17 protein-coding genes are annotated in these 22102 nt (G+C 59.2%); 15 read left to right on the forward strand and 2 right to left on the reverse strand.

Annotated features, from left to right (window positions below; genetic code table 11):
* The first annotated feature begins 103 nt into the window (after positions 1 to 103).
* A complete protein-coding gene (locus MITSMUL_RS01020) occupies positions 104 to 949 on the forward strand; it encodes an Mrp/NBP35 family ATP-binding protein (RefSeq protein ID WP_005839133.1) in 846 nt (281 codons plus the stop codon).
* On the opposite strand, the gene MITSMUL_RS01025 is transcribed toward MITSMUL_RS01020, so the two are convergent.
* Positions 910 to 1797 (reverse strand): AraC family transcriptional regulator, encoded by an 888-nt coding sequence (locus tag MITSMUL_RS01025; protein WP_050751612.1) that lies wholly within the window; start codon positions 1795 to 1797, stop codon positions 910 to 912. The genes MITSMUL_RS01020 and MITSMUL_RS01025 overlap by 40 nt on opposite strands.
* A gap of 176 nt (positions 1798 to 1973) precedes the next feature.
* Between MITSMUL_RS01025 and MITSMUL_RS01030 the strand changes: the two genes are divergently transcribed.
* From MITSMUL_RS01030 to MITSMUL_RS01070, 9 genes are all read left to right on the forward strand, one after another.
* Complete coding sequence (locus MITSMUL_RS01030; RefSeq protein WP_248614795.1) at positions 1974 to 2258, forward strand: diaminopimelate epimerase; 285 nt, start codon at positions 1974 to 1976, stop codon at positions 2256 to 2258.
* A 198-nt stretch (positions 2259 to 2456) separates the two neighbouring features.
* Entirely contained in the window at positions 2457 to 4412 is a 1956-nt protein-coding gene (htpG, locus tag MITSMUL_RS01035) for a molecular chaperone HtpG (protein ID WP_005839136.1), read from the forward strand.
* A gap of 324 nt (positions 4413 to 4736) precedes the next feature.
* Complete coding sequence (locus MITSMUL_RS01040; RefSeq protein WP_005839137.1) at positions 4737 to 5342, forward strand: cytidylate kinase-like family protein; 606 nt, start codon at positions 4737 to 4739, stop codon at positions 5340 to 5342.
* A 45-nt stretch (positions 5343 to 5387) separates the two neighbouring features.
* A complete protein-coding gene (locus MITSMUL_RS01045; RefSeq protein ID WP_005839138.1) occupies positions 5388 to 6800 on the forward strand; it encodes a glycoside-pentoside-hexuronide (GPH):cation symporter in 1413 nt (470 codons plus the stop codon).
* Between the two features lie 183 nt (positions 6801 to 6983).
* Positions 6984 to 10133, forward strand: coding sequence for a beta-galactosidase, LacZ type (lacZ, locus tag MITSMUL_RS01050; protein ID WP_005839139.1), 3150 nt, complete (start codon positions 6984 to 6986; stop codon positions 10131 to 10133).
* Positions 10134 to 10162: 29 nt separating this feature from the next.
* Complete coding sequence (locus tag MITSMUL_RS01055; RefSeq protein WP_005839140.1) at positions 10163 to 12412, forward strand: alpha-galactosidase; 2250 nt, start codon at positions 10163 to 10165, stop codon at positions 12410 to 12412.
* Between the two features lie 155 nt (positions 12413 to 12567).
* Complete coding sequence (gene galU / locus MITSMUL_RS01060; protein WP_040635235.1) at positions 12568 to 13443, forward strand: UTP--glucose-1-phosphate uridylyltransferase GalU; 876 nt, start codon at positions 12568 to 12570, stop codon at positions 13441 to 13443.
* Between the two features lie 10 nt (positions 13444 to 13453).
* The gene (locus MITSMUL_RS01065) at positions 13454 to 14692 is read left to right on the forward strand and encodes a DUF445 domain-containing protein (RefSeq protein ID WP_005839144.1); all 1239 of its coding nucleotides are present in this window, start codon (positions 13454 to 13456) and stop codon (positions 14690 to 14692) included.
* On the forward strand, positions 14689 to 15996 hold the full coding sequence (locus MITSMUL_RS01070) for a DUF445 domain-containing protein (protein ID WP_005839146.1): 1308 nt from the start codon (positions 14689 to 14691) through the stop codon (positions 15994 to 15996). The genes MITSMUL_RS01065 and MITSMUL_RS01070 overlap by 4 nt, the downstream gene beginning before the upstream one ends.
* Positions 15997 to 16062: 66 nt before the next feature.
* Here MITSMUL_RS01070 and MITSMUL_RS01075 read toward each other — a convergent pair whose 3' ends face one another.
* Positions 16063 to 17175 carry an A/G-specific adenine glycosylase gene (locus MITSMUL_RS01075; RefSeq protein WP_005839147.1) on the reverse strand — a complete coding sequence of 371 codons (1113 nt, stop codon included), beginning with the start codon at positions 17173 to 17175 and terminating at the stop codon, positions 16063 to 16065.
* A 397-nt stretch (positions 17176 to 17572) separates the two neighbouring features.
* On the opposite strand from MITSMUL_RS01075, the gene ilvN reads away from it, so the two are divergent.
* From ilvN to leuB, 5 genes are all read left to right on the forward strand, one after another.
* Positions 17573 to 18103: an acetolactate synthase small subunit gene (ilvN, locus tag MITSMUL_RS01080; protein WP_005839148.1), complete on the forward strand. Its 531-nt coding sequence runs from the start codon at positions 17573 to 17575 to the stop codon at positions 18101 to 18103.
* Positions 18084 to 19100, forward strand: coding sequence for a ketol-acid reductoisomerase (gene ilvC, locus MITSMUL_RS01085; RefSeq protein WP_005839149.1), 1017 nt, complete (start codon positions 18084 to 18086; stop codon positions 19098 to 19100). The genes ilvN and ilvC overlap by 20 nt, the downstream gene beginning before the upstream one ends.
* A gap of 116 nt (positions 19101 to 19216) precedes the next feature.
* The gene (gene leuC / locus MITSMUL_RS01090) at positions 19217 to 20479 is read left to right on the forward strand and encodes a 3-isopropylmalate dehydratase large subunit (protein WP_005839150.1); all 1263 of its coding nucleotides are present in this window, start codon (positions 19217 to 19219) and stop codon (positions 20477 to 20479) included.
* 1 nt (position 20480) lies between these two features.
* Complete coding sequence (locus tag MITSMUL_RS01095; protein WP_005839151.1) at positions 20481 to 20972, forward strand: 3-isopropylmalate dehydratase small subunit; 492 nt, start codon at positions 20481 to 20483, stop codon at positions 20970 to 20972.
* Between the two features lie 40 nt (positions 20973 to 21012).
* Complete coding sequence (gene leuB / locus MITSMUL_RS01100) at positions 21013 to 22080, forward strand: 3-isopropylmalate dehydrogenase (RefSeq protein ID WP_005839152.1); 1068 nt, start codon at positions 21013 to 21015, stop codon at positions 22078 to 22080.
* Positions 22081 to 22102: the final 22 nt, after the last annotated feature.

The raw sequence follows: 22102 nt of genomic DNA on the forward strand, positions 1-22102 counted from the left end.
CCAACAATAAAAACAAAACCTTCCCCGCCAAGGCGGGGAGGGTTTTTGCTTATCATCGAGAAAGATTGAGAAATACTAGTCTATATAGTCTGGAGGTATCACTATGGCAGAAACATGCAACCATGACTGCGGCTCCTGCGGGACGACCTGCGGCCAGGATACGCGCAAGAAGGATTTCCACGAGGCGCCGAATGAGCTCAGCACGATCCGCCACGTCATCGCCGTCGTCAGCGGCAAGGGCGGCGTCGGCAAATCGCTCGTCACGGGCCTCATGGCTGTGGCCATGAGCCGCAAGGGCAAGCATACGGGCATCCTCGACGCAGACATCACGGGCCCATCCATCCCGAAGATGTTCGGCACGAAGGGCGAGGTCCGCGGCAATCAGGCCGGTGCTTATCCTGTGCGCACGGCCGATGGCATCGAGGTCGTCAGCATGAATCTCCTGCTCGAGAACTCGACGGACCCGGTCGTCTGGCGCGGCCCAATCATCAGCGGCGTCGTCAAGCAGTTCTGGCATGACTTCATCTGGGAGGACATCGACTACCTGTTCGTCGACATGCCGCCGGGAACGGGCGATGTGCCGCTGACGGTCATGCAGTCGATCAAGCTCGACGGCATCATCATCGTCACGAGCCCGCAGGAGCTCGTCTCGATGATCGTCGAGAAGGCGGTCAAGATGGCAGAGGGCATGAAGGTGCCCATCCTAGGCCTCGTCGAGAACATGAGCTACTTCGAGTGCCCGGATTGTGGCAAGCGCCACGAGATCTTTGGCCACAGCCATATCGAAGAGATCGCGAAGTCGTACGGCCTCGATGTGCTCGCGCGCATCCCAATCGAGCCGCAGCTCGCTGCCAAGTGCGATGCCGGCCAGATCGAGACGGTCGCCGACACGCACATGCAGGATGCCGTTCAGAAGCTGCTCGACCGCGAGGAGAAGGCAGCGGACTGAGGCACGTGCTCGGCACGCCATTCCTTTGGCGAGCAGTGGAAGAGTGTGCGGAAGGCGCGTGAGAACGTCGAGTAATCGCGGAAGCCTGAGGCGCGGCTGATTTCCTGGATGGAGGTCTCCGTGCGCAGCAGGTCGCGCGCGAAGAGCAGCCGCTTGCTGCGGATGTAGGCGTGCAAGCTGTAGCCTGTGTCGGCCTTGAATCGCTTCATGAGATAGTAGCGGCTCAGGAAGACCTGATTCGCGAGTGTTGCAATCGTGAGGTCGTCCGCGAGGTGCTCGTTGATGTAGCGCAGGACCTGCTGGATCTTGGGATCGTAGGAGACGGTGTCAAGCGACTCAAGCTCGTGGTCTTCGATGCTGCGGTTGAGCAGGATCAGGAATTCAATAAAGAGAATCTCTGTGTACAGCCCATTGGCGAACCCTTCGCCATGGGCTGTTTTTTCGAGCTTGTCCATGTGGAAGAGCAGGTCGTGGCTGCGATTGGGCAACTGGTGCATGACGCGTCCCTGCTCGCGAGCCGCCGCAAAACACTTGGCGAGCTTGGCACGCTCGTCGAGGCGCTGCAGAAAGTCCGGCGCGATGTAGATGACGATGCGCTCGTACGGTGTCTTCTCGCCGTCCCCGCCGAACACGGGGCGGTGAATCTCGCCGGCTGCGACGAAGACGATGTCATCTGGCTGCAGGTGATACGAATTGCCCTCGATGATGTAGTCGACATCCCCGCCGAGGAACAGGATGATCTTGTGGAAATCGTGGTAATGGAAGGGAATCGTGCGCAGCTTCTCATCGTGCAGATGGAAGACGCGAAAGTCGCTGCTCAGATAGCCCTTCTTCGGATAGTTCTGCATACATATCCCTCCTGCTTCCATCATAGAGGGATATGACACTTTTTGCAATATATAAAGCATATTTTGTGATTTTATTGCATATCCATGCCTGCTATAATAAAACCATCGCAAGCAAGAAAGAAAGGGTGACCGGTATGATGATCGTTCGGATCTGCAAGGTAGAGAAACAGGAATATATGGTAATGGATGGCACGACGGGCTTCATGCCGGGAGCGGCTGCCATTCGCCTGCTCGCACATCGCCGCTTCGGTGTCGGCGCGGACCGCGTGCTCGTCTTCACGGGCAGTGAGGAGATCCCGTCCTTCAAGGCCTTCACGGCTGACGGGGAAGAGCAGGAGATGCAGGAAGCGGACTATGCAGCGCTCGCTAAAGTCAAGGAGGACTTTGAGGTCCATCTGACGGATTCCTTCGTGCGGAGGCTCCGTGCGGCGGACGGCAGCAAGATGGCAGCCGCCTGCTGAACGGCACGAAACGAAAGAAACATTTGAACGAAGAGGTCACTGCTGAAGCAGTGGCTTTTTTTCTGGAATATCTTTGACTTTTTGTTGTTTATGGTGTATATTATTATCTGTACGTTAGCACTCGCACACATGGAGTGCTAACACCGAATCGAGGCAATACCATTTCTAGATTTTCCAGATAAAGAGAGGCAGATTTCCATGGCAAAAGAAACACATGAATTCCAAGCGGAGACGAAACAGCTGCTGGACCTCATGATTCACTCCATCTACACGAATCACGAGATCTTCCTGCGCGAGCTCATCTCCAATGCATCCGATGCAATCGACAAGGCACATTTCGAGAGCCTGACGGACCGCAGCCTGCTCGAAGGCGATGAGGATTTCCAGATCTTCCTGACGCCGGATGCCGAGCAGCACATGCTGACGATTGCCGATAACGGCATCGGCATGAACCGCGAAGAGCTCATCGAGAACATCGGCACGATTGCGAAGTCCGGCACGAAGGCCTTCCTCGAGCAGCTCAAGAAGGCGAAGGAGGAGAACAAGGACCTGACCGACAAAGAGATGATCGGCCAGTTCGGTGTCGGCTTCTACTCGGCCTTCATGGTGGCCGACCACGTGACGATCGTGACGCGCAAGGCAGGCGAGAAGCAGGCTTGGAAGTGGGAGTCAGCAGCTGACGGCTCCTACACGATCGAGGAGTGCGAGCTCGATAAGCGCGGCACGGCCATCACGCTGCACCTCAAGAAAGAGTTCTGCGGCAAGGAGGCAGAGCAGGACTTCACGGACAATTATGAGCTCGAGCGCCTCGTCAAGAAGTACAGCGACTACGTCCGCTACCCGATCAAGATGGACTTCACTTTCGAGGAGACGCCGAAGGACAAGGACGGCAAGGAGATCGAGGGCGCCGATAAGATCAAGAAGGTTGAGACGCGCACGCTGAACTCCATGCAGCCGCTCTGGACGAAGAACAAGTCAGACATCAAGAAAGAAGAGTACAACGAGTTCTTCAAGCATCAGTTCTACGAGTGGGAAGACCCGATGGAGGTCTTCCACACGAAGGCCGAAGGCACGGTCGAGTACACGGCACTCTTGGCCATCCCGGCACATGCGCCTTTTAACCTCTATCAGACGGACTACGAGCCGGGCCTGCAGCTCTACAGCCGCCATGTCTTCATCATGGACAAGTGCAAGGACCTGCTGCCGGACTACCTGCGCTTCATGAAGGGTCTCGTCGATTCGCCGGACCTCTCGCTGAACATCTCGCGTGAGCTCCTGCAGCAGAGCCGCGAGCTCAAGGCCATCGGCCGCGCGCTCGAGAAGAACATTCTCAAGACGCTGGCGCGCAAGCTCAAGAACGACCGCGAGTGGTACGAGAAGTTCTGGAACGAGTACGGCAAGTCGCTGAAGATCGGCATCTACAACAGCATCTACAGCGGTTCGGACACGGTCGACAAGCTCAAGGACCTCATCCTGTTCATGAGCTCGAAGGACGGCAAGCTCGTCACGCTCAAGGAATACGTTGACCGCATGCCGGAGAGCCAGAAGAAGATCTACTACGCGACGGCCAAGGACAAGGAGACCATCGAGCAGCTGCCGCAGATGGAGACGCTGCGCGACAAGGGCATCGAGGTGCTCTACCTGCTCGATCCGGTCGATGAATTTGCCATCGAGACGATCCACCAGTATGAGGAGAAGCCGTTCCACTCCATCAGCCGCGGCGACCTCGGCCTCGACGATGCCGAGAGCCAGGAGGTCAAGAAGGAGACGGAGGAAATCCAGAAGGACAACAGCGACCTCATGAAGGACATCAAGGCAGCGCTCGGCGACAAGGTCGAGGACGTCAAGGTGTCCGCGCGCCTCAAATCGAGTGCAGTCTGCCTCGTGGCCGATGAGGCGGGCCCGTCGCTCGCGATGGAGCAGGCCTTCTCGCAGATGAAGAACCCGATGTTTAAGGCAAAGCGCATCCTTGAGATCAACCCGCATCACGAGCTCTTCAGCCGCCTCAAGGAAATCCATGAGACGGGCAAGGACAGCCAGGAGTTCAAGGATTACTGCGACATGCTCTACACGCAGGCTCTGCTCATCGAGGGCATCCTGCCGGAGAATCCGGTCGACTTCGCCAATAAAGTGGCCAAACTCATGGCAAAATGATGCAGAGATAACAGATTGTTGTTATGGGAGAGATACAGTATACGTTTACTGTATCTCTCCTTTTTTCTGCGCTCAAAACCCTGAATTGCATGTACAATTTAGAAAACAGATAAAAAAGAAAAAATCCTAAAAACCCTCTTGCTTTTTATTATTTTCTAGCGTATAATACAAACTGTAAACAAAAGAAAACGTTTGCTACTGCTGAAAGAAAAGACAATAAGGTAGCCAAGAGAACTCATCTCAATTATTTTCGTTCTACCTCGCAAGGGGAAGCTTTTCTTCTAGACAATGAAAACGTTTACGCTTTGAAAGGGGAAATCCACCATGAAAGAGAATCTCGTCATCACGATCAGCCGTCAGTATGGTGCGGGCGGACGTGAGCTGGCCGGCATCCTCGCCGAGAAGCTCGGCGTCAAGCTCTACGATCGCCAGCTCGTCCATCTGGCTGCGGCCAAGCTCGGCATCCACGACCTCAGCGAAGATGAACTGCTCGAGATGGAGAACACGGTCAAGCCGCTTTCGATGAGCTTCATCCCGTTCCATTCGTTCGGCACGCACATGGGCGAATCGAGCCAGGGCATGTTCATGAGCGAGTCGGCTGTCATCCGCAAGATCGCAGAGGATGGCCCGTGCATCTTCCTCGGCCGCTGCGCGGACTACGCACTGCGCAACAACGACAACCACTTCGACATCTTCGTCTGCGCTGACGATGAGTACCGCGAGAAACGTGGCCAGACAGTCTACGAAGGCAAGAGCCTCAAAGAGCTCAACCGCGAGAACGAGAAGCGCGCCCGCTACTACAACTACTACACGGGCCGCACGTGGGGCGACGGTGCGAACTACGACCTCGTCGTCAACACGAGCAAGGGCGCTTCGCTCGATACGATTGCGGATGGCATCATCGCGTACATCAATAAAGTCAAGGCATAAGCTGGACTGATAGAAAATGGGGTTTTATTTGGGGAGGCATTCATAATGAATAGCAAATTACTGCAGCGCATCTGCTATGCGTGCGGCACGTTTGGTCATGACGTGTTCTACGCCATGATCGGCACGTACTTCATGATTTTCGTCACGAGTAACCTGTTCCACTCGGACAACCCGAGCCATGATGCTTACATGATCGGTATCGTCACGACGATCATCCTCGTGCTCCGTATCCTTGAGCTCTTCGTCGATCCGTTCATCGGCAACCTGATCGATAAGACGAAGACGCGTTGGGGCCGCTTCAAACCATGGGTCATCGTCGGCGCGTTCGTCGCAGCCATCACGCTGGCATTCCTGTTCACGGACTTCGGCGGCCTGACGGTCACGAACCCGACGCTCTACCTGATCCTGTTTGCCATTGTCTACTTCATCATGGATATCTTCTACAGTGCAAAAGACGTTGCTATCTGGTCCATGATCCCGGCTCTTTCCTTCGATTCGCATGAACGCGATATCACGGCTACGATTGCCCGTATCGGTTCCGTCTTCGGTGCCAACCTCGTTACGGTCATCGTCATGCCGGTCGTCCTCTACTTCTCGCTGAACCAGAACGGCGGTGCTGGTGACCCGACTGGTTGGTTCGCATTCGCCTGCGTCGGCGGCGGTATCGCAACGCTCGGTGCCATCATCCTCGGCCTTGGCACGCACGAGCAGGAATCTGCACTGCGTGAGAACAAGACGGAGACTTCCGCGAAAGACGTATTCAAGGTCCTGACGCAGAACGACCAGCTCATGTGGACGGCTATCGCTTACCTCGTCTACGGCATCGGCATCAACATCGTCAACAACTTCAACCTCTACTACTTCATCTACGTCATCGGCGATGCTACGAAGTTCTCCATCCTCGGTGTCATCAACACGGTCATCGGCCTCATCGCTGTTGCCCTGTTCCCGGCTCTGACGGCTAAGTTCAGCCGCCGCAAGCTCTTCTTCGCTTCGATCGCGATCATGCTCGTCGCGCTCCTCATCTATGCTGGTTCCGGCACGAATGTCACGATGGCCCTCATCGGTGCAGGCCTCTTCGCTCTGCCGCAGCCGCTCATCTTCCTCGTCGTCCTCATGACGATCACGGACTCCGTCGAGTATGGCCAGCTCAAGATCGGCCATCGCGATGAAGCTGTCTGCCTCTGCGTACGTCCTCTCGTCGATAAATTCGCTGGTGCTGTCTCGAGCGGCATCATCGGCCTCGTCGCTGTCTGGGTCGGCATGACGGGCGGTGCTTCCGCTGCTGACATCAAGCCGGACGCACTCTTCCACTTCCAGATCGTCATGTTCGCAGCTCCAATCGTCCTCATGGTCATCGCTTCCTTCATCTATCGTGCAAAGGTAACGCTGACGGAAGCTGAGCATGCGCGCATCGTCCGCGAGCTCGAGGAGAAATGGGAAGACCTCAGCAAATAATATGCTACAAGTGAACAGAGTCATGGATGTCATGGATATCGCAATCGCTTGACATGTGACCTTAGGAGGGGGCCGTTGTACCAGTTTGATACAGCGGCCCCTTTCTATTGATTGACTATGTCGACAAAATAAGATAAAATAAAGATAAATATGAGTATGAATGATTAAAGGAGGAAATAGCTGATGTTTACAGTCGATCGTCTTGCAGACCCTACTTTCTTTGAAGAGAACCGCCTGCCGGCCCACAGCGACCATGTGTCTTTCGCCGATGCGATGGAGATGGCAGAGGGCGTGTCCTCGCTGCGCCGCAGCCTCGATGGCATCTGGTCGTTCCACTACGCGCGCAATCTCGCCGCCAGCCCGCAGGGCTTTGAGCAGCCGGACTACGATGTGAGCGGCTGGGAGACCATCCGCGTGCCGGCCCATTGGCAGATGGAAGGTCACGGTGTGCCGCAGTACACGAACCAGACGTACCCGTGGGACGGCCATGAGGTCGTGCATCCGGGGCAGGTGCCGCAACGCGACAACCCGGTCGGCTCGTATGTCAAGGATTTCATCCTGCCGCAGGGCTGGGACAACGCCGTACTCTCGCTGCAGGGCGTTGAGTCGGCTGTCGCCGTCTACATGAACGGCCAGTATGTCGGCTACAGCGAGGATTCGTTCACGCCGTCCGACTTCGACCTCACGCCGTACCTCAAGGAGGGCACGAACCGCCTAGCCCTGCAGGTCTTCCGCTTCAGCTCGGGCAGCTGGATCGAGGACCAGGACTTCTGGCGCTTCTCGGGCATCTTCCGCGAGGTCATGCTCTACACGAAGCCGGCCGTCCATCTCGATGACCTGCGCGTCACGGCAGAGCCCATCCACGATTATCAGGATGGCAAGCTCCACCTCGACATGAAGTGGAACAGCGGCGAAGCCCATAAGGTAGCAATCGAGCTCTACGATGCGGAGACAGGCGATTGCCTTCTCGCGGAGGAGCAGCAGGTCGAGGGCCTGAGCTCTTCCTTTGAGGCAGAGCTCAAGGGCGTCAAGCTCTGGAGCGCGGAAGAGCCGAACCTCTACCGTGCCGTCATTTCCGTCGAGGATGCGGAGGGCCATCTGCTCGAGGTCATCCCGCAGAACATCGGCTTCCGTGAATTCTGCATGGACGGCACGATCATGAAGCTCAACGGCAAGCGCATCGTCTTCAAGGGCACGAACCGCCACGAGTTCGACTGTTACAGCGGCCGCGCGGCAGATCCTTCGGAGATCGAGAAGGACATCATCGTGATGAAGCAGCACAACATCAATGCACTGCGCTGCTCGCACTATCCGAACTCGAGCTACATCTACGAGCTCTGCGACCGCTACGGCCTCTACGTCATCGACGAGACGAACCTCGAGACGCACGGCAGCTGGATGCGCAACGGCAAGAAGGATATCATCGAGGATACGCTGCCGAATGACCATGAGGAGTGGCAGGATATCATCCTCGACCGCGCGAAATCCATGTTCGAGCGCGACAAGAATCATGCGGCCATCCTGATCTGGTCCTGCGGTAACGAGTCCTGCGGCGGCAAGGACCTCTACGTGATGAGCGAGTACTTCCGTCAGGCAGACCCGACGCGCCTCGTCCACTACGAGAACATCTTCTGGGATCGCCGCTACAACGGCACGAGCGACATGGAGAGCCAGATGTACCCGACGGTCGCCTCCATCAAGAAGTTCCTCGCGGAGCACCGCGATAAGCCATTCATCTGCTGCGAGTACACGCATGCGATGGGCAACAGCATCGGCGGCATGCACAAGTACACGGACCTGACGGACGAGGAACCGCTCTATCAGGGCGGCTTCATCTGGGATTTCGTCGACCAGGCCATCTGGCACAAGGACCGCTACGGCAAGGATGCGCTGGCGTACGGCGGCGACTTCGGCGACCGCCCGAACGACGGCAACTTCAGCGGTGACGGCATCCTGTTTGCAGACCGTAAGCTGACGACGAAGATGCAGGAAGTCAAGTTCAATTACCAGAACTTCGATCTCGATGTCACGGCAGAGAAGGTCACGATCCACAACAAGAGCCTGTTTACGGATGTCGCTGCCTATGCGCTGCATCTGGAGCTCATGCTCGACGGCAAGGTCATCTGGGAATCGTCCTCGGATGCGCCGCACATCCTGCCGGGTGAGACGGGCACGGTGGCTCTTGACGATCTGCCGCTGACGAATGCGGGCGAGGAGACGGTCACGGCATCGCTGCGCCTCAAGGAGGACACGCTCTGGGCCAAGAAGGGCTTTGAGATCGCCTTCGGTCAGGGAACGTGGCAGGTCGACGAAGTCGAGGTGCCGGAGCCGAAGGAGGCTGTGGCTGCGACGGACTTCGCCACGGCAGAGCGCCATTTCCACTACCAGCACAACATGCCGCTCGAGACGCAGCCCGAAAAGCCGCTGCACATCGTCCACGGCGACATCAACCTCGGCGTGCGCGGCACGGGCTTCGAGATCCTGTTCTCGAGCGCGACAGGCAACCTGTTGTCTTACAAGTGCAATGGCGTGGAGCTCATCGAGGAAGCGCCGAAACCGTCGTTCTGGCGCGCACCGGTCGACAACGACTACGGCAGCCGCCGCGACTTCATGACGGCACAGTGGAAGCTCGCGAGCCTCTACCGCCGCTGCGTCAAGAAGGAACTGCTCGACGAGGCGGGCAACTGGCACGAGTTCGACTGGTTCGGCCAGCTCGGCCAGAAGGAGTACGAGGCAAGCTCCGTCTCCGTCCGCTTCACCTATGAGCTGGCTACGCAGCCGCTCTCTTCCTGCCGCATGACCTATACGGTCGCCGAGGATACTTCCATCAAAGTCGAGCTCGACTACGATGCTGTCGAGGGTCTGCCGGAAATCCCGGACTTCGCGATGCTCTTCACGCTGCCGGCTGACTACGATCAGGTGCGCTTCTACGGCTACGGCCCGCTCGACAACTACGCAGACCGCCAGCGCGGCGCTCGACTCGGCATCTTCGAGACGACAGCCAAGGATGAGGTCGAGCCGTACCTGCAGCCGCAGGAGACGGGCAACCACGGCGGCATCCGCTGGATCGAGGTCACGGATCACCGCGGCCGCGGCGTGCGCCTCGCCATGGACGAGGAGCCGTTCGAGGCTTCGGCCCTGCCGTACAGCGCGCATGAGCTCGAGAACGCGCGCCATCCTTACGATCTGCCAGAAGTCCATCACACCTTCCTGCGCGCATCGCTCGGCCAGTGCGGCGTCGGCGGCGACGACACCTGGGGTGCGCCGGTCCTGCCGGAATACACGGTGAAGAATGAGACGAAGCACTTCTCGTTCTACTTCAAGGGCATCTGATTGACGCAGGGAAAGGACACGATAAGCATATGATCCAGTTTGATGAAAAGACAGGCATCTTCCATCTGAGCAATGTGAAGATGAGCTATGTGCTGCAGGTCATCCGCGGCCGCTACCTCATGCACCGTTACTGGGGCAGGAAACTCCGGGCCTTCCGCGACAGCCGCCCGTTCCAGGAGCTCGACCGCGGCTTCTCGCCGCAGCCGGGTGCCTATGAAAATGAGCGCACGTTCTCGCTCGACGTGCTGCCGCAGGAGTACCCGGGCTACGGCCATGTCGACTATCGCATCCCAGCCTATGAGGTGCGCCTTGCAGACGGCACGACGACGACGGAGCTCTTCTACAAGGACTATACCATCACGAAAGGCAAGCCGGCGCTCGCGGGCCTGCCGGCCGCGTACGCAGCAGATGATGAGGCGGAGACGCTCAAGATCACGCTGGCCGACTCTAAGGGCAAGCTCGAGGCAGAGCTCTCGTACACGATCTTTGCGGATGCAGATGTCATCGCGCGCAGCGCCTGCCTCAAGAACAGCGGCGAGGAGCCACTGGACCTGCTCAATGCGGCGAGCTTCGCGCTTGACCTGCCGGACCACGATTTCGACCGCATGAACCTCTGGGGCGGCCATGCCGCTGAGCGCACGGCAGAGCGTGTGCCACTCATGCACGGCATCGAGGAGAGCGCGAGCCGCCGCGGCTCGAGCTCACATCAAGCATCGCCGTTCCTCGCGCTCCTGCGCAAGGACGCGGGCGAGAAGAGCGGTGAGGTCTACGGCTTCAGCCTCGTCTGGAGCGGCGAGTTCTCGCTCAAGACGGAGGTCGAGCAGTTCGGCACGACGCGCGTCGTCGGCGGCATCAACCCATTCGAGTTCCGCTGGCATCTGGAGCCGGGCGAATCCTTCCAGACGCCAGAGGCGCTGCTTGCTTACAGCGCCGAGGGTCTCAATGGCATGAGTCAGGCCTTCCATGAGATTGTGCGCCACCACATCGTGCGCGGCAAGTTCCGCGACGCCGTGCGTCCCATCCTCGTCAACAACTGGGAGGCGACGTACTTCGACTTCGACGATGCGAAGATGGACAACCTCGCGGCCTGTGCCAAAGACCTCGGCATCGAGCTCATGGTGCTCGACGACGGCTGGTTCGGCAAGCGCGAGGACGACAACAGCTCGCTCGGCGACTGGGTCGTCAACATGGAGAAGCTCAAGGGCGGCCTGCAGGGCGTGGCGGAGAGTGCGCACAAGCGCGGCCTCAAGTTCGGCCTCTGGTTCGAGCCAGAGATGGTGTCTGTAGACTCGGACCTCTACCGCGCGCATCCAGACTGGGCGCTGCGTTCACCGTCGTACCCGATGACGTTCAGCCGCCATCAGCTCGTGCTCGACCTCTCGCGCGCGGATGTCCGCGACTACATCGTCGACTCCGTCTGCAAGATTCTCGACACGGCGCCAATCGACTACGTCAAGTGGGACTTCAACCGCCATCTGACGGACGCCTTCTCGTCCAAACTGCCTCCAGAGCGCCAGGGCGAAGTGCGCACGCGCTTCGTGCTCGGCCTCTACGACGTCCTCGAGCGCATCACGCAGACGCATCCCGATGTCCTGTTTGAGAGCTGCTCGGGCGGCGGCGGCCGCTTCGATGCGGGCATGCTCTACTACATGCCGCAGACCTGGACGAGCGACGATACGGACGCCATCTGCCGCCTCTCCATCCAGAGCGGCACAAGCATGGTCTTCCCGCCCATCACGATGGGCGCGCATGTCTCCGTGACGCCGAACCATCAGGTCGGCCGCGTGACGCCGATGCAGACGCGCGCGTTCGCCGCGATGATGGGCTGCTACGGCTACGAGATGGACATCACGCGCATGAGCGAGGAGGAGAAGGCCGAGGTCCGCAGCCACATCGCGCTCTACAAGAAGATCCGCCCGACGATGCAGCTCGGCCGGTTCTACCGCCTGCTCACGCCGTTTGAAGGCAAGGGCAATGAGACGGCCTGGGAATTTGTCGCCAAAGACGGCGAGGAGATCGTCCTCGTCTACTTCAAGGCGCTCGCGACGCCGGCAGCAGAGCTGCGCACGCTGAAGCTCGAGCAGCTTGACGCCGATGCAGAGTACGAAGTGGCCGCTTACTACCCGGCCAAGGGACTCTCGCATGACGGTGCAGGCAGCAAGGCCCTGAGCCTCGCGGGCAAGTCCTTCTACGGCGATGAGCTCATGTACAGCGGCATTGAGGTGCCGAAAATCGACACGGATTTCGCCGCCTACATGTGGGTGTTCCACAAAAAATAAGCAAAATCTGCAAAAAGAAGCTGTCACATCACTGTGACAGCTTTTTTCATAGCAGGAAAAGGCGTGCATCGTGTATAATAATATATTGTTATCGTATAAGTGGCAGATGGGGAACTGCCACAATCTAAAAAAACAAGATGTTAGGGGAATTCAACATGCAGAAAATCAGAAAAGCAGTCATTCCGGCAGCCGGCTACGGCACGCGCTTCCTGCCCGCCACGAAGGCGACACCGAAGGAGATGCTGCCAATCGTCGACAAGCCGACCATCCAGTACATCGTCGAGGAGGCGCTCGCGAGCGGCATCGAGGAGATCCTCATCGTCAGCGGCCACGGCAAGCGCGCCATCGAGGACCACTTCGACTCGGCGCCGACGCTCGAGGCAGAGCTCAAGAAGAAGGGCAAACTCGACCTCCTGAAGATGGTGCAGGACACGGCCAACATCCGCATCCACTACATCCGCCAGCGCTACATGCGCGGCCTCGGCGATGCCATCCTCTGCGCCAAGGCGTTCATGGGCGATGAGCCGTTCGCCGTGCTTTTAGGCGACGATGTCGTCTACAATCCGGAGAAGCCGGCACTGCGCCAGCTCATCGACGTCTACGACAGGACGGGCGGCTCGGTGCTCGGCTGCCAGATGGTGCCGGACGAGAAGGTCTCGTCCTACGGTATCGTCGCGGGGGACAAGACGGATGACCCGCGCCTCATGCGCGTGCGCGACATGATCGAGAAGCCGAGCCTCGAGGAGGCGCCGAGCCGCATGGCCGTGCTCGGCCGCTACATCATCCGTCCGGAAATCTTTGGCATCCTGGAGCACACAGAGCCCGGCAAGGGCGGCGAGATCCAGCTCACGGATGCGCTCAAGGAACTGGCGCGCCAGCAGGCCGTCTACGCTTACGACTTTGAAGGCAAGCGCTACGACCTCGGCGATAAGCTCGGTTTCCTCAAGGCGACGGTGGAGTTCGCTCTGCGCCGCGAGGACCTCGGCACGCCGTTCAAGAAGTATCTCAAGGATCTCGTCGCGAGAATCTGAGGTGTGAAGGTTGCAGAAGAAAAATAAGGCGAATCTGGCACTGGGCATCAGCGCTGCCGGCTTTGCCGGCACATTGGCGGCCGGCGGCTCCGGCTTTGCGGCGGGGCTCTTCCATCACGGCTTCCTGGCCGCGACGATCGGCGGGCTGGCGGACTGGTTTGCCGTCACGGCGCTCTTCCGCAAGCCGCTCGGCATCTCGTACCGCACGGATGTCCTGCGGCGCAACAGGAAGCGCATCATGGATGCCATCGTGACATTCGCGAGCGATGACCTCTTGAGCACGGAGAACATCATGCGCGTCATCCGTGATCAGGATACAGCGGGCCTGCTCGTCGACTACCTCGAGCACCGCGGCGGCCGCGAGGGTGTTGTGGAGGTCGTCGATGCCGTCGTCCTCAAGATCGTCAACGATCTTGACAGCGAGAGCCTCGCAAGGGAACTGGCCCCTGCCGTGCGCGAGGGCCTTCAGGGCCTAGCGCTCGAGAACATCCTGATCGAGCTCGTGCGCATGCTCGGCGAGGAACGCCATGCCAAGCGCATCCTGCACAGCGTCCTGAGCATCAGTGAGCAGGTCCTGCAGTCACCTGCCATGCAGCAGGTCCTGCTCGACAACATCAAGGTCCTGCGCAAGGAGTACGAGGGTGAATCGGCTGGCCGTGCGTTCGTCCTGTCGGCGCTCGGCCTCGACGACAAGGAGATCCTCGCCATCTTCAACGAGAAGGCGAAGCAGGGCATCAAGGACCTCCTGAGCGAGCAGACCGAGGGCTATGCGCGCCTCAAGGCAGGCTTTGAGGGCATGGTTCTCTCCTTCAGCAACGATGCGTCGCTGCGCGGCGTGCTCGGGGAGTGGAAGGAGAGATGGCTCGAGCAGATGGACATCGAGGGCCTGATCGCCTCGTGGATCGAGAATGCGCTCAAGGGAGAGGCGCCCTTCTGGCTGCCGAACCTCAACGCTTTCGTCGAGCAGCGCATCGATGGTTTTGTACACTCGGAGAACTGGCAGCACCGCTTCGACAAGATGCTCAAGGACCTCATCGAGAGCGAGCTCACGAAACACCACGAGCTCATCCCGGGACTCATCCGCGAGCGCCTCGACGAGTTCAGCGATGACGCACTCGTCACCTTCGTGGAGGACAAGGTGCAGGACGACCTGCAGATGATTCGCATCAACGGCTCGATCGTCGGTTCTCTCGTCGGCATGGGCCTCTATGTCCTCGTCTGGGCAGCAGAAAGGATGTGGGGATTATGAGAGCCATGACGAAATCCTGGAACAAGGCGGACCGCGTGCTCTTCCTCGCGTTCCTCGTGTTCCTGCTCGCCTTATTTGCGCACCTGCAGCTGCCACATTCGGTCTTCGCCTCGGGATTCCTCTTCTGCGCGGAAGCGGCGCTCGTCGGCGGCATTGCCGACTGGTTCGCCGTCACGGCACTCTTCCGCAAGCCGCTCGGCTTCCCGTATCACACGGCCATTCTGCCGCGGCGGCGCCAGTCCTTCATCAAGGCATCGGTGACAATGGTCCAGAAGGAGTTCTTCTCGCGGCGCAAGGTGTTCCGCCACTTGGAGCGCCTGCACCTCATGCCGATGCTCATGAAGTGGCTCGGCGAGCCCGACACGCGGGCCAAGGTCTCGCACCATCTCTACCACTACGTGCGCGGTTTCCTGCTCAAGAAAGACAGCGAGAAGCGGGCGGCGGAGTTTGCGCGGCGCATCCGCACTTACCTGAGCACGATGGAGCCGGAGGACCTCTTTGCAAATATCGGCCACTGGCTGCAGCAGAGCGGGCGCGACAAGGACTTCCTCGAGCGCGTCTCGGCTTACCTGCGCGTGCGGGCCGAGCGGCCGGAGACGGCCAAGGCCATCGAGTCGATGCTCGAGCAGTACGAGAAAGAGAAGGCCAAGAGCACCTTAGCGCTCTTCCTGACGGGGCTGGCGGAGGCCATGGACCTCGTCAACCTCGAAGATGCGGCCAACATCATGCAGAAGCAGCTCGTGGCGATGCTCAAGGAGCTCGGCACGCGCGATTCACAGCTGCAGCAGGATATGCTGGAGCTCTTCTACGAGAAGACGGCCGTGCTCAATGCTGAGCCGGAGTTCCATCAGCTCGTGCACGAGCTGCGCGACAGCCTCGTGGCCGATCTGCCAATCGAGGAGGTCGTGCGGCGGGCCGCAGCGCACATGCGCGACCACCTTGAGGCCGACGCTGCGCGTCAGGTCGACGCCGTCGAAGAGCATCTGCCGATGCTGCGCAGCCGGCTGGCCGACATCATCGAGGCGGAGTATGACCGCGGCCTGCACCTCCTGCAGGAAGATGATGAATTGCGCCATACGGTGGGCCGCTTCCTCTACGACCTCATCGCGCGTTCGGCGCTCCATGCGCAGACGCTCGTCGGCGTCGTCGTCGAGAGCGTGCTCGCCCGCCTGACGGACGAGCAGCTCAACCACCTCGTCTACGACAAGGTAGAGCCCGACCTCTTGTGGATCCGCATGAACGGTTCCATCGTCGGTTCGGGCATCGGGCTGGTCATCTTCATCCTGCTTCAGCTCGTGCCATGATATTCGATAAAAGAAAAAGACGCCCTTGGTGGCGTCTTTTTTATTGTGCGCATTAGGCGTGGGGAGTCATCCGTGATGTTCGTGCAGGAAGTACTGGAACGCAGAGGGAATGCTGTAGGTGTCGGCGAGTTCTTCGGGCGAGGCCCAGACAAGCGGGCTCGCATCTTCGGCGACCATTGCATCGGGGGATGCGAGCTCGACGGCCCAGCCCTGCATCTGCCATTCGACATGGGAGAAGATATGGCGCGCATCGGGCAGGCGAGCGATGGTGAGGGTGCGAAGTCCGCGGGCCGCGAGCCATGCTTCGACTTCTGCCTGTGTGAGATGGCCCGGCAGGTTCGGCAACTCCCAGAGGCCGGCGAGCAGCCCCTTGTTCGGGCGCTTCGTCAATGCCAGTGCCCTGCCCTGGTGCAAGAGGAGCACGGTCTTCTGCTCGACGCGGCGCTTTGCCTTCTTGCTCTTGACCGGCAGCTGCTGCTCTGAGCCCGCATCGTGTGCGAGGCAGAGGCGGGCAAGCGGACAGGCGGCGCAGTGCGGCGCCCCGTGCGGCAGGCAGATGGTCGCGCCGAGGTCCATGAAGGCCTGATTCAGGGCACCTGCTGCCTGACCGCTTGGGTAATATGGCGCGAGCGCTTCCTCGACGGCACGGCGGACGGCGGGCTGGGCGATGTCCTCGCCGCACTGCAGCACGCGCATGGTGACGCGCAGGATGTTGCCATCGACGGCGGGCAGGGGCAGGCCGAAGGCAATCGAGCCGATGGCGCTGGCCGTGTAGCGGCCGATGCCCGGCAGCTCGAGCAGCGCCGCAAAATCTGCGGGCAGCTTGCCGCCGTACTCTTGGCAGATCACGCCGGCGGCCTTCTTGAGGTTGCGCGCCCGGCTGTAGTAGCCGAGTCCCTGCCAGAGTTTCATGAGGAGCTCGTCGTCGCAGCGCGCGAGGCTCTCGATGTCGGGCAGTGCCTCGAGGAAGCGCGTGTAGTAGGGGATGACGGCCGAGGCGCGCGTCTGCTGCAGCATGATCTCCGAGAGCCAGGTGTGATACGGCGTGACCTCCTCGCGCCAGGGCAGGCAGCGCAGCGTCGACTGCCCCTCGTACCAGGTAAGAAGCGGCCCCACAATCGAGGAGAGGACCTCGGCATGCGGCAGTCTTATTGGCAGTGCTTTCTTTTTGGTATTCATGATAGGAAGAATCCTTTCTATGCAAATGGAATGCGGGAATATTGGTTGTGTTTTATTGTAGCATGAATCTGTGTTTGTGGCCAAGAAAGGCACTATGCATTACATACATGGACATTATGACTGCCGTGTCTGACGCATCATCGCATCGGTTCGGGAAACTCTCTCCGAAATGGACAGAAATTCATGTAGAACAATAAAGACCTCTTTAAATGTCTATCATAACGGGATGATGATATAAAAAAATCTTGGAAAATCAAAAAAAAGTTACAGGAACGTGTTGACAAATCATGTGCATAGAGTAATAATGTATACATGTTTACAGCATTACAGATTGAATCTGCTGGAGCGCCGTGATATAATATTCATGGCATCAGCAATTCGAAGAGGAGATGGGTCAATGAAACACGTCTTGTCGGTCTTTGTCGAGAACCAGACTGGTGTTCTCGTGCGTGTTGTAAGCATGTTTTCCAGACGCGAGTTCAACATCGACAGCCTGTCGGTGGGCGTCACGGAGACACCGGATTTCTCGCGCATCACGGTCGTCGTGCATGGCGATGAGAACCTCATCGAGCAGATGATCAAGCAGCTCGAGAAGATGCCGGTTGTCCGTGCAGTGCAGCGCCTGGATGAGAAGAATGCTGTTTGCCGCGGGATGACACTCATAAAGGTCAAGGCGGATGACAACAACCGGCTCGATGTCTTGAAGATGGCAGAGCTCTTCCGGGCTCATGTGGTGGATGTCGAATCCAACACGCTGGTCTTCGAGATCACGGGCAGTGACGACAAGGTCACGGCTTTCCTGAGACTCGTGAAGCCTTACGGGATTGCGGAAGTCATACGCACCGGCCTCATAGCGTTGGAACGCGGAGAGCATACAATCTATGAACATTGTGAGGAGAGAGAGTATTATGGCAAAAACTTACTATGATCAGGATGCAAATTGGGAACTCATGAATGGCAAGACGATCGCGATCATCGGCTACGGCAGCCAGGGTCACGCTCATGCCCTGAACCTCAAGGACAGCGGTGCAAACGTCATCGTCGGCCTCTATGAGGGTTCCAAGTCCAAGAAGGTCGCTGAAGAGCACGGCCTGAAGGTCTACACGGTCGCTGAGGCAGTCAAGCAGGCTGACATCACGACGGTCCTGATCCCGGATGAGAAGCAGGCTGATGTCTACAAGACGGAAATCGCACCGAACCTCAAGCCGGGCAGCGCTCTCGTCTTCGCACATGGCTTCAACATCCATTACCAGCAGATCGTTCCGCCGGCTGATGTTGATGTATTCATGGTCGCTCCGAAAGGCCCGGGCCATCTCGTTCGCCGCACGTATACGGAAGGTTCCGGCGTTCCGGTTGTCTTCGCTGTACACCAGGATGCATCGGGCAAGTGCTTCGACCTCGCCCTCGCTTATGCAAAAGGCCTCGGCGCTCTGCGTGCCGGCGCACTGCAGACGACGTTCCGCGATGAGACGGAAGAAGACCTCTTCGGCGAGCAGGCAGTCCTCATGGGCGGCGTTTGCCAGCTGATGCAGACGGGCTTCGAAGTCCTCGTTGAGGCAGGTTATCCGCCAGAGATGGCATACTTCGAGTGCTTCCATGAGATGAAACTCATCGTTGACCTCTGCTACGAGGGCGGCTTCACGAAGATGCGCCAGTCCTGCTCCGATACGGCTGAGTATGGCGACTACATGGTAGGCCCGCGCATCATCACGGAAGACACGAAGAAGGAAATGAAGAAAGTCCTCAAAGAAATCCAGGACGGCACGTTTGCTCGCAACTGGCTGCTTGAGAACAAGGCTGCTGGCCGCGTCAACTTCCTCATGGAGCGCCGTCTGCATGCTGAGCATCCGATCGAGAAGGTCGGTAAGGAACTGCGCGCTATGATGCCGTGGCTCAAAGATGGTGCAGATCTCTCCAAAGACTGATTCACCTTCTAACTGAACAGGAAATCAACGCTTCCCCGGCGAACTATACGTCGGGGAAGTTTTTTCCAATAACCGGACAATACTCGATAGATATTCATATATTAGGAGGGCATATTATGGGTATGACTATGAGCGAGAAGATTCTCGCGAAACACGCTGGCCTCGATTCCGTGAAGGCCGGTCAGCTCGTGACTTGTGAGCTCGATATGGTACTCGCGAACGACATCACGGCGCCGCCGTCCATCGCGAAATTCGAGGAAATCGGCCGCCCGGTCTTCGACAATACGAAGATCGCGCTCGTGCCGGACCACTTCCAGCCGGCCAAGGACATCAAGTCGGCAGAACTCGCGAAGACCGTCCGCGATTTTGCGCACAAGTACAAGATTGTCAACTACTTCGAGCAGGGCCGTGTGGGCATCGAGCATGTCATCCTGCCGGAGAAGGGCATCGTCGCACCGGGCATGCTGACGATTGGCGCGGATTCACATACGTGCACGTACGGCGCCGTCAACGGCTTCTCGACGGGCGTTGGCTCGACCGACCTCGGCGCAGCCATGGCGACGGGCAAGGCCTGGTTCAAGGTGCCGGAGGCCATCAAGGTCAACCTGACGGGCGAGAAGTCGGCCGACATCACCGGTAAGGATGTCATCCTGACGCTCATCGGCATGATCGGCGTCGACGGCGCGCTCTACAAGTCCCTCGAATTCGCTGGCCCAGGCGTCAAGGCCCTGACGATGACGGACCGCCTGACCATCTCCAACATGGCCATCGAGGCGGGCGGCAAGGCCGGCATCTTCCCGTTCGACGAGATCACGAAGGCGTATGTCGATGCCCGCGTCACGAAGCCGTATGAGCCGGTTGCCGCTGACGATGATGCCGAGTACTGCCGCGAAGTCGATATCAACCTCTCCGAGCTCAAGCCGGTCGTCGCTTTCCCGCACCTGCCGGGCAACACGAAGCGCGTCGAGGATATCAAGGAGCCAATCGAAATCGACCAGGTCATCATCGGTTCCTGCACGAACGGCCGCCTCGAGGACATGGAGATTGCGGCGTCCATCCTCAAGGGCCACAAGGTCGCAGACCGCGTGCGCTGCATCGTCATCCCGGGTAGCCCGGCTATCTACAAGGAGTCGATGAAGCGCGGCTACATCGATACGTTCATCGACGCCGGCTGTGCCGTCTCGACGCCGACCTGCGGCCCGTGCCTCGGCGGCTACATGGGCATCATGGCTGCCGGCGAGCGCTGCGTCTCGACGACGAACCGCAATTTCCGCGGCCGCATGGGCCATGTCGACAGTGAAGTCTACCTCGCCGGCCCGCAGGTCGCAGCCGCGAGTGCAATCTTGGGACGCATCGCAACACCGGAGGAGGTTAAATAATATGAAATTAGAAGGCAAAGTATGGCGCTACGGCGACAATGTTGATACGGATGTCATCATCCCGGCCCGCTACCTCAACACGTTCGACCCGAAAGAGCTTGCCAAGCACTGTATGGTCGACATCGATGAGAGTTTCGCACCGAATGTCAAAGAGGGCGATATCATGGTCGGCGGCCGCAATTTCGGCTGCGGCTCCTCGCGTGAGCATGCGCCGGTCGCCATCAAGGCGTCGGGCATCCCCGTTGTCATCGCTGCGAGCTTCGCGCGCATTTTCTACCGCAACGGCATCAACATCGGCCTGCCGCTCCTGGAGATCGGCTCAGATGTCGAGAAGATCAAGGCGGGCGACAAGCTGCGCGTCGACACGGCGACGGGCACGATCGAAGACCTGACGACGGGCGACGTCTTCCACGCGCATCCGCTGCCGGGCTTCGTGCAGGATATCGCCAAGGCAGGCGGCCTCATCAACTACATCAAGGGCCAGAAAGACTGAGCCCCTGTTGTTGCGTTTGTCAGAGTAGAGAGGGATACATATGTCATATAAGATCACAGTGATACCGGGCGATGGTATCGGCAAGGAAATCACGGATTCGGCGGTAGAAGTCCTCGAGAAGGTCGATGAGAAGTTCGGCCTCGGACTCTCCTACACCTATAAAGACGCCGGCGGCACGGCCTACGACAAGTTCGGCACGCCGCTGCCGGATGACACGATCGAGGCCTGCAAGGCGTCCGACGGCGTCCTCTTCGGCGCCGTTGGCGGCGACAAGTGGGACAACGTCGACCCGGCGCTGCGCCCCGAGAAGGCCATCCTCGGCCTGCGCAAGAACCTCGGCCTCTACGCCAACCTGCGTCCGGTCAAGGTGGCTGATGCGCTCGTCGAGTACTCCCCACTGAAGCCGGAACTCGTCAAGGGCGTCGACCTCGTCATCGTGCGCGAGCTCATCGGCGGCATCTACTTCGGCGATAAGTGCGAGTCGGAGCAGCACAACGGCGCCGAGCGCGCCTGGGACCTCGAGAACTACTCCGTTCCTGAGGTCGACCGCATCGCGAAGCTCGCCTTCGAGACGGCCAAGCTGCGCCGCGGCAAGGTCACGTCGGTCGACAAGGCCAACGTCCTCGCGACGTCGCGCCTCTGGCGCCGCACGGTGGCCAAGGTCGCAGAGTCGTATCCGGATGTCGAGCTCAACAACCTCTACGTCGACAACTGCGCGATGCAGCTGGCCATCCGTCCGACGCAGTTCGATGTCATCGTCACGGGCAACCTCTTCGGCGACATCCTCTCCGACGAGGCGGCCGTCGTCGGCGGCTCCATCGGCATGATGCCGTCGGCCTCCATTGGCACGAGCACGAGCCTCTACGAGCCGATTCACGGCAGTGCGCCGGACATCGCCGGCAAGGGCATCGCCAACCCGATGGGCACGATTCTCTCGGCTGCCATGCTGCTGCGCTACTCGCTGCATGAAGAAGCGGCGGCTAAGGCCATCGAGGCAGCCGTCGACAAGGCGCTGGCCGATGGTTACCGCACGCCGGACCTCTGGAAGGAAGGCTTCCAGAAGGCCAATACGGAAGAGATCACGAAGGTCATCTGCGAGCGCATCTGATACCGCAGAGCGCCAGCAGAGA

The sequence above is a fragment of the Mitsuokella multacida DSM 20544 genome (assembly GCF_000155955.1).
GTDB classification, from domain to species: Bacteria; Bacillota; Negativicutes; order Selenomonadales; family Selenomonadaceae; genus Mitsuokella; species Mitsuokella multacida.

What these genes read in the sequence shown, in the direction of transcription:
- MITSMUL_RS01020 (WP_005839133.1), top strand. Translation starts at nt 104, where the DNA reads ATGGCAGAAACATGCAACCATGACTGCGGCTCCTGCGGGACGACCTGC.
- MITSMUL_RS01025 (WP_050751612.1), bottom strand. Translation starts at nt 1,797, where the DNA reads ATGCAGAACTATCCGAAGAAGGGCTATCTGAGCAGCGACTTTCGCGTC.
- MITSMUL_RS01030 (WP_248614795.1), top strand. Translation starts at nt 1,974, where the DNA reads ATGGTAATGGATGGCACGACGGGCTTCATGCCGGGAGCGGCTGCCATT.
- htpG (WP_005839136.1), top strand. Translation starts at nt 2,457, where the DNA reads ATGGCAAAAGAAACACATGAATTCCAAGCGGAGACGAAACAGCTGCTG.
- MITSMUL_RS01040 (WP_005839137.1), top strand. Translation starts at nt 4,737, where the DNA reads ATGAAAGAGAATCTCGTCATCACGATCAGCCGTCAGTATGGTGCGGGC.
- MITSMUL_RS01045 (WP_005839138.1), top strand. Translation starts at nt 5,388, where the DNA reads ATGAATAGCAAATTACTGCAGCGCATCTGCTATGCGTGCGGCACGTTT.
- lacZ (WP_005839139.1), top strand. Translation starts at nt 6,984, where the DNA reads ATGTTTACAGTCGATCGTCTTGCAGACCCTACTTTCTTTGAAGAGAAC.
- MITSMUL_RS01055 (WP_005839140.1), top strand. Translation starts at nt 10,163, where the DNA reads ATGATCCAGTTTGATGAAAAGACAGGCATCTTCCATCTGAGCAATGTG.
- galU (WP_040635235.1), top strand. Translation starts at nt 12,568, where the DNA reads ATGCAGAAAATCAGAAAAGCAGTCATTCCGGCAGCCGGCTACGGCACG.
- MITSMUL_RS01070 (WP_005839146.1), top strand. Translation starts at nt 14,689, where the DNA reads ATGAGAGCCATGACGAAATCCTGGAACAAGGCGGACCGCGTGCTCTTC.
- MITSMUL_RS01075 (WP_005839147.1), bottom strand. Translation starts at nt 17,175, where the DNA reads ATGAATACCAAAAAGAAAGCACTGCCAATAAGACTGCCGCATGCCGAG.
- ilvN (WP_005839148.1), top strand. Translation starts at nt 17,573, where the DNA reads ATGAAACACGTCTTGTCGGTCTTTGTCGAGAACCAGACTGGTGTTCTC.
- ilvC (WP_005839149.1), top strand. Translation starts at nt 18,084, where the DNA reads ATGGCAAAAACTTACTATGATCAGGATGCAAATTGGGAACTCATGAAT.
- leuC (WP_005839150.1), top strand. Translation starts at nt 19,217, where the DNA reads ATGGGTATGACTATGAGCGAGAAGATTCTCGCGAAACACGCTGGCCTC.
- MITSMUL_RS01095 (WP_005839151.1), top strand. Translation starts at nt 20,481, where the DNA reads ATGAAATTAGAAGGCAAAGTATGGCGCTACGGCGACAATGTTGATACG.
- leuB (WP_005839152.1), top strand. Translation starts at nt 21,013, where the DNA reads ATGTCATATAAGATCACAGTGATACCGGGCGATGGTATCGGCAAGGAA.